The following is a 7,350-nucleotide window of genomic DNA, read 5'->3' as shown; positions in this document are numbered from 1 at the left end:
TGATGTTAGTTGTTGGGTAAATGTTAGTTCTCTAATAATTTTATGTCTTACTCTTAATGTTTAGCTATATTTTTTACCAATTGCATGTAATTGATAAATGGGTTGGGTTTGTAGTGGTCTAATGATCTTAGGTACTAAACTAGGTGGTAAATCGCTACTATTAATGCGGGCTCTTATGGTGAAGATCTTTTTCGTTTTTTAGATCATCCCAGGCTGTAAATCAGTTTCATGCATTACTCGTCACTGCGCCTGACTGAATTAAACGAGCTTGCTATGTCTCCTCGATTTTTTATGCAGTCAAACCTATTTATCATTTAAATCTACTTACGAAAAGTTTCTCTCATGCGAACTAAAGAAAGAGCTTCAACATTAATGGAACACTTTGGTGTGATCATGTGTAGCTGCGATATTGTTGGTTACAGCATGTGCTAATCTACAGAGGTTAGGCAAAGAGTTTGCATTTACCTAACCTCTTTGAAGTGAGTTCGTTACAAACTTCATCAGGAAAGACATCCTGACACCGATGACAGTAGTTTTGATAGAATGAGAAGGATCCTAAGACAAAACTATATGTAGCGAAGAGAAGCAGAGGGACTTTCGATAAGAGAAACACAAAGATTTTTGAAACGCTATATCGTTTGTAAATTTCCCTCCATTATATTGAAAGATTTTTCAGTTATGATGTAAGTATTGACATGGGATCGTCAATGCTCCCATGGAGAAGTTATTCATAAATTTGAAAATCGAGTGGACACAAGCTCAGCCGCTATTACCTGATGAGCTACTACAATCGGCAATAGCCTCCTCAAGCAAATGATGAGGCCTATAGATGTTAGGATTGGACAAAGGTTGATTCGTGTTGTGATGAGTTGTGTGTGTTGAGCGCTGATTATATTAATGACAGTGGGATTAATTTGCCTTGGGAAGAACCTTAAGTGCCAACGCCAGAAATCAAATATTACGAACTCTCGAATTTCAAAGGTTAAGTCAATAATTATAATTTACCGCCCCTTTCTCTCACTCTTGGATAGAAATTGGCTTCAGAGGCTATTTCTACTATCGTCCCTGAGAAGATTAACTTTAAAATCGACTTAAACCTTGTTGCGTAAATGAAATCCAACTTTGACGAATGTGTTCCTGAAGCTTGCTCTGAAATTACTGATTATTAAATTGAAATTGTCGGTAGGTGCTGTTCCACTCCACAACCGAACAAGCTCGCGAACGTTGTAGGAATACCAATGTCATGCAACCACGCTAACTTTGTAGCAATCTTTATCAACCCTTAGATGGGAAATTACGTTTATCGCTTAATTGGGCTTTATCTTTCTTTAGAGGCAAGAGTATAGTGGTCCAATAAAATTGGTCACGGTTTTCAAGACAATCAATCGTTCTGAGCCAATGAGTGTCAGAACACCATTATACTGATATGGCCTAAGTTGGCTGGAATATCTAATTATGTATTGGATGATTTTTTGAGTCTCTGCAAAGCTGCGATAATTTATTGCGGGAATCCACTTAGTATTTAAGCTTCTAAAAAACGTTCGATTGTCGCCTACTCCCTGCAATTTTTTCGTCGAGATAAGTTTTTTATCTGGAAGCACCGCAGTAATTGATGATACTTTCCACTTATTTAGTGACAGCCTTGGCCGCTGCGGTCCATGATATTTTTAGGTTTCCGACGAGCTTGTAAGCCATCGATAAACTTTATCTCTTGTCCGACTGTTAAACTATCAGCAGAGTCGTGGTTTTTTTAATATTTTCCCCGTCTTGAAATATGTTTATACATTGAGGACTAATTATGACCATCCCAAATAAACACTACGTTAAGAGCACTCAGCGAGATTACACACTAGGCTTTAAATACAGGTTGTGGATACCATTGAAAATGGAGAAATGGATTATTTAGTCAGTTCAAGGAAGAGCACGATGCCGAAATCACCGAGGGCGGCAAGAAGCCTTCGAAAAGAAAGTAAGCGTAATTAGGGCTTGTTCGTTACGCGATATTTATCTTTAATGTGTATATCAGAGAGAAAAATTGTCAAGGTGAGCTTGCACTAAGGCGCTTCATGTCTCGACTAGGAACTCACAAGCTTCACTTCTCTTACTAAAACCTCAATTGATAGCTAAAGGAATAAAGCTGGGCCGCGATGTTTAGTTTAACTACCTTCAAGAAGAGCGGTTGCTGGTTAAGCCAAAATGGAGCTACACCAAAACAATGAAAAAGGCATTGAATGAAAAAGCATCCGAATTTGGTAAAATAAATGTTTTCTTCAAAGGTAGAGGAGTTTTTGGTGAGCTACATGACTTATGTTCAATCTGATGAGGGCGTTCATTAGTTGTCATTGTCAACGGACGCCTTCATTCGTAAGATGAACAGGCCAAATAATATGTATGAAAAAACAAAAAATTCCGTTACAGGCTTGCTAAAAATCGTCAACCTATTTAAGACGAGATACCTTCTTTTAAAATTCACGAATTTCTAGTTGTCCAGATGTCATAGGTGAGGCATTAGGGCTTTCTCTCGTAGATCTGTCTAGCGAATAGCAGAACACCGCTTAGCTTTAATTTCGATGTTTGAAGCCACATATGCCAAGCAGATGAACTGTTCTCTTCTAATACTCTCCTACCCTGCCCTCCTACCAGTATCCAAGCACAATGTAGTGTCTCAGTCACACCTTAATTACCGGTGTGATTTACGCTGTGGTATCGACGTTTCATGTTGCTATTTTTTTCTGGTGCAACCGACATATAAAAAATCGAGGTCCAAACTCCTTGGTTACTCGCTGTCTCGCCTTTACTTTGGTTTGGGATAACCAGGGGGCTTGGGGCAATTTATAACTGGTGACCGATTGAATACGTTATTTTAGCTTGGGTCGTAGTGGTGTGTGTTGTCTTGTCTTTTCGCAACTCACTGGCAATATTAGTTTCGCCCTTTTCTTTTTGATTGGGTATCAAGAAGGTTTGATGGGCTTTTATAGAAAAACAGCTTTAGATTGATTTGATTGTGGGAAAATTTGTCAATGCTCAGCCTGAGCATTGACAAATTTCATGGTTTTTTGAAAGATAATGATTAGTGTGCTGATTTGTATTTTTTCCAATAATCAAAGCTGTTGAGTAGGGCAAGCTCAATACCTTGTTCATGGTATTTATACGACACATAAAATCGTTCGATGTAAGCGTAGAAAGATGGGAGACGTTGTTGGAGAGCCGGCCTTTTTTTAGGAGGATGGACACTAACCATTAGGTAACCTATGACTTGTTTATTCTTTTTTGTTTCAGCGACAAAAAAATAGATATTTTTATTGTTTAGCTTCTCCTTCATCATTGATTCCGTAAAAACTAGATCAATGATTCTGATTTTACTGAAATTGTAATCACTTAAGCTGTATTCGTTCTGCTCTCTCTTGTAATGGCTAATTTTACTGTGGCTGCCTGTTAGTTGCTCGTGACACAGAGCATTGATAGAGGATATGTCGTTGAGCGTCGCTTTTCTTATTAACACCTTAATCTCCTTTTTCCTGTTATCTTTTTGAAGCAAAACGCTAAAATGCGAATTAAAAGATATGTGTGTCCCCTAGTAATTACTAGGGGCTAATAGATGGGGTTGCATATTCGTAATATTCTTTTGCGCGTTGTTTTAAAGCCTGGATTAGCGTATTTGGTAGGTTTCTTTCTTTTATCCAATTTTCAAACACTTCTATTGAGGGAAATGTGACAGAAGAGATTAGGCTTGAGCTTTGAACTAAGTGGTTAAGCCAATAAAGGGTCTGTAGGTCTTCTAGAGGAGTTCTGGGGAGTAGTAGTCTTCCTTTTCTAACTTTTCCTTTGATATAAGGTTTGGCTGAAACCTCAAAGGTTTTACCTTTTGAAAACGGGTCTGGGTCTATCAGGATTGTGCTATATCGTATGTAGAGTAGATATTCCTGCTCTATCTCATCAAGCTCGTTGAAAGAGACTATTTTGTCCTTGGGGATAGTCTTTTCATGTACTCGGTGATGTTCATCATTTAGCAACTGCAGTAGATTAATCGGTTGAGCTGAGTAATGTTCAAGTAGGCGAGAAACTGATTTCCAGTGCAGTAGTAAATCCCTAATCGAACTCATGGTGATTGGCCCTTCTGGGTACAGTTTATACATGTACTTAACTTCGTCTTCCTTAGACAACATGTGATCTAATGAAAACGTATTGATAATAAAAGCAGGGTGTACATAAGTAGCAATGTTTCTGCCTTCCACACTGAACGAGTTATCTAAAGGGATGACTTGAACATCAATTTTTTCTAAAGCGTTTCGCAAGGCGCTCAATAAACCATCATTGGATTTAGACTGGTAAATATAAACTCGTTTTTTTACTGTTTTGGTTCTGACCGTGAGGACCCTATTTTTGTCCGTCGGGTTAGAAGTAAAATAAGACGTCGCAAAGTAGCTAGAGAAGAGCATTATATTTGGAGAGGCTCCTTTCTTTTTTAACATTCCTTCTAAAATAAGACACCCACCGAGCATTGAGGACATAAGAATGATTTGTTTTAAGTTCTTTAATAAAATTTCAGAAAAGGAAGACAACACATCACAATAGGCGTGAGCTGGAGTGGCTAAAACTAACGTATCCCAAGAGGAGGGAAGGGGAGATAGCTCTGTATAAAGTTCATTAAACTTAACTAATCCGACTAGTGTCGCTAATTGTGGTTCATTCACCTTACAACAAACAACGTATCCGTGTTGTTTGATTAATCTTTGCCTATTTTCCCACTGAGGGGAGCTTTTGCCGATGAGGGCTATTTTTTGACTAAGAGGAGCCATAATTTGGCTAGTTTGAATGCCGACCGGCCCCGCTCCAGCAACCAATGTGTTCCCTAGTATCATAATGGGCTCTCCATATTTCCATTTTCCTTCTAATTTATATGCTCTAGGTATATTTTTCATTCTCATACCACTACTTTTATAGTGCTACTTTCTAAGTCCATTGTTTATTTAATTATCTTTATTAATTAAAAAAACGGTGATGTCATTTGGTCAGGTTTTCTCATGGCTATGATGCTTTTTTAGAGGGCTTTTAGGTGTTGTTAATATGTTTATTAATATTTAATTTACGCTGAAATTAATACCAAATTTTATTTATTTGATTAATCTTTATTTAAGTTGGGAAGGAGAGGTTTGGGTGTCCGAATAATGGGCTTCTTTAGTTATTTCTAACCAACTTACCCTTAATCGTTGGAAAATGTTTGGAGAGAACCCTATGTCAGCAATTAGCAACAATCAAGAACAGCCTATGGATTCACACTATTTGCCGGAGCCGTATCGAATCCGGGTTATTGAACCAGTTAAAAGAACAACAGAACAAGAGCGAGAGCTGGCGTTAATGAAAGCGGGGTACAATCCTTTTTTGTTAGATAGCGATAAAGTGTTTATCGATTTACTGACCGATAGTGGCACCGGGGCAGTAACGCAGGCCATGCAATCCGCAATGTTGAGAGGTGATGAAGCGTACAGCGGCAGTCGAAGCTATCGGACGCTTAGCCAAACGGTAAAAGATATATTTGGCTATCAGTTTACTATCCCTACACACCAAGGACGTGGCGCTGAACAGTTGTATGTACCTGCCTTGATCAATAAGCGTGAACGAGATAAGGGGCTAGAACGAGAAAAGATGGCCGCATTTTCAAATTACTTTTTTGATACCACTCAAGGGCACACTCAAAAAAATAACTGTCGTGTGATGAATGTGCCTTCTCGTGATGCCTTTAATACTGAAGTTAAGAGAGATTTTAAAGGCAATTTTGACTTGAAAGCGCTCGCGTCTGGCATTGAAGAGATCGGGGCTAAAAATGTGCCCTATATTGTGAGTACGATTACTTGCAATTCTGCAGGTGGTCAGCCAGTTTCTCTTGCCAATTTGAAGGCTGTTTATGAGTTAGCGCAGTTTTATGATATTCCCGTAGTTATGGACTGTGCACGGTTTGCAGAGAACGCCTATTTTGTAAAGCAACGCGAAGAGGGATATGCTGAATGGAGCATTCAAGAGATAACTAGCGAAGCTTTTAAATATGCCGATATCTTTGCTATGTCAGCGAAAAAAGATGCGATGGTTCCTATTGGGGGATTGCTTGCTTTCAAAGATGAAAGCTTGTTAGATGTTCAATTAGAATGCAAAACATTATGCGTGCTATTGGAAGGCTTTCCAACCTATGGCGGGCTTGAAGGCGGTGCTATGGAGCGCCTAGCTGTCGGACTCTATGATGGGATGGAAGAAGATTGGTTAGCTTCCCGTCTTCAGCAAGTTGAATATTTAGTAAATGGTCTTGAAGCGTTAGGGGTTCGTTGCCAGCAAGCTGGCGGTCATGCTGCATTTATTGACGCAGGTGTGCTCTTACCTCATATTCCGCCGGAACAATTCCCTGGGCATGCTTTATCTTGTGAGCTTTATAAAGTGGCGGGTATTCGTGGGGCTGAAATAGGGTCCTTATTGCAAGGGTGTGACCTTGAAACTGGTGAACAACTGCCTTGTCCAGCGGAACTGTTGCGTTTAGCCATTCCCAGAGCAACCTATACGCAAGCTCACCTTGATTACATTATTGCTGCTTTTAAAGAAGTGAAAAAACGCGCCTCATCTATTTCAGGTTTGAAGTTTACTTATGAACCTAAAGTATTGAGACATTTTAACGCTACGTTAGAACCTGCACTCTAAGTTGTACCCCCCTTTGCTGTGAATAAGGGGGGATTTAGTTATTAATAACTAAATTGACGAGGTGTTAGGGGTTTATTGAAGGTTTTTTGCTTGCCTGAACTTGGGAAGAGGCGAGGATTAATTTCAGTTCATCCTTTTTTGTTAAACAGATTTGGCTTGATTGATTATTAAGGTTCACGTTAACAACTTCAAGTTCGTATCGAAAATAGAAATAACTGATTAGTAGGACCGCGAGGGTTGTTGAAGATAAGCCGATGAAAGTCCATTGGTATAATTTTAGATGATTGGTTGCTTTTTTGAGAGGACACGAAAACTTAGAGTGACGTGGTAACTTTATATCTCTCGGCGGGTCTAGTGAGGTTTCAAATTCAGGAATATGAATCTTGTAACCTTTTCTTGGGATGTTGACGATTTTGATGCTATCAAGGTCTAGAACTTTTCTTAGGTTAGTTATCGCGACTGGTAAAGAGTTAGGCCCGATGATATCTGGGCTCCCCCAAGCGGCAATAATTAACTCTTCTTTGGTTGAAATGAGTTGTTCTTTCTTAATCAGAGTTTCAAGGATACAGCTTTCAGGTAGGGTAATTGAAAATGACTTTTGATTGCTAAGCATCAATTGAGCCCCTGATTCATCCCTGTGTAATATACAATTACCTATAGGTAATT

At 39.1% G+C, this 7,350-nt stretch carries 4 protein-coding genes; 1 reads left to right on the top strand and 3 read right to left on the bottom strand.

The features are described 5' to 3' along the window. Positions 1-3,070: 3,070 nt before the first annotated feature. Positions 3,071-3,502, bottom strand: coding sequence for a GNAT family N-acetyltransferase (locus tag AB4653_RS02050; RefSeq protein ID WP_016800061.1), 432 nt, complete (start codon positions 3,500-3,502; stop codon positions 3,071-3,073). Positions 3,503-3,584: 82 nt separating this feature from the next. Beyond that, complete coding sequence (locus AB4653_RS02045; RefSeq protein WP_102258281.1) at positions 3,585-4,928, bottom strand: opine metallophore biosynthesis dehydrogenase; 1,344 nt, start codon at positions 4,926-4,928, stop codon at positions 3,585-3,587. Between the two features lie 340 nt (positions 4,929-5,268). Here AB4653_RS02045 and tnaA point away from each other — a divergent pair, with 340 nt between their 5' ends. Then, positions 5,269-6,684 carry a tryptophanase gene (gene tnaA / locus AB4653_RS02040; RefSeq protein ID WP_029203693.1) on the top strand — a complete coding sequence of 472 codons (1,416 nt, stop codon included), beginning with the start codon at positions 5,269-5,271 and terminating at the stop codon, positions 6,682-6,684. A gap of 64 nt (positions 6,685-6,748) precedes the next feature. Here the strand turns inward: tnaA and AB4653_RS02035 are convergent. Beyond that, positions 6,749-7,350, bottom strand: a 602-nt coding sequence (locus AB4653_RS02035) for a transcriptional regulator (RefSeq protein WP_372071397.1), incomplete at its 5' end; no start/stop codon positions are given.

It is taken from the genome of Vibrio sp. 10N.222.48.A3 (genome assembly GCF_041475345.1).
GTDB lineage: Bacteria > Pseudomonadota > Gammaproteobacteria > Enterobacterales > Vibrionaceae > Vibrio > Vibrio tasmaniensis_A.
Note: the sequence above shows the minus strand (reverse complement) of the source record. Positions and strands in the feature narration are given on the sequence as shown.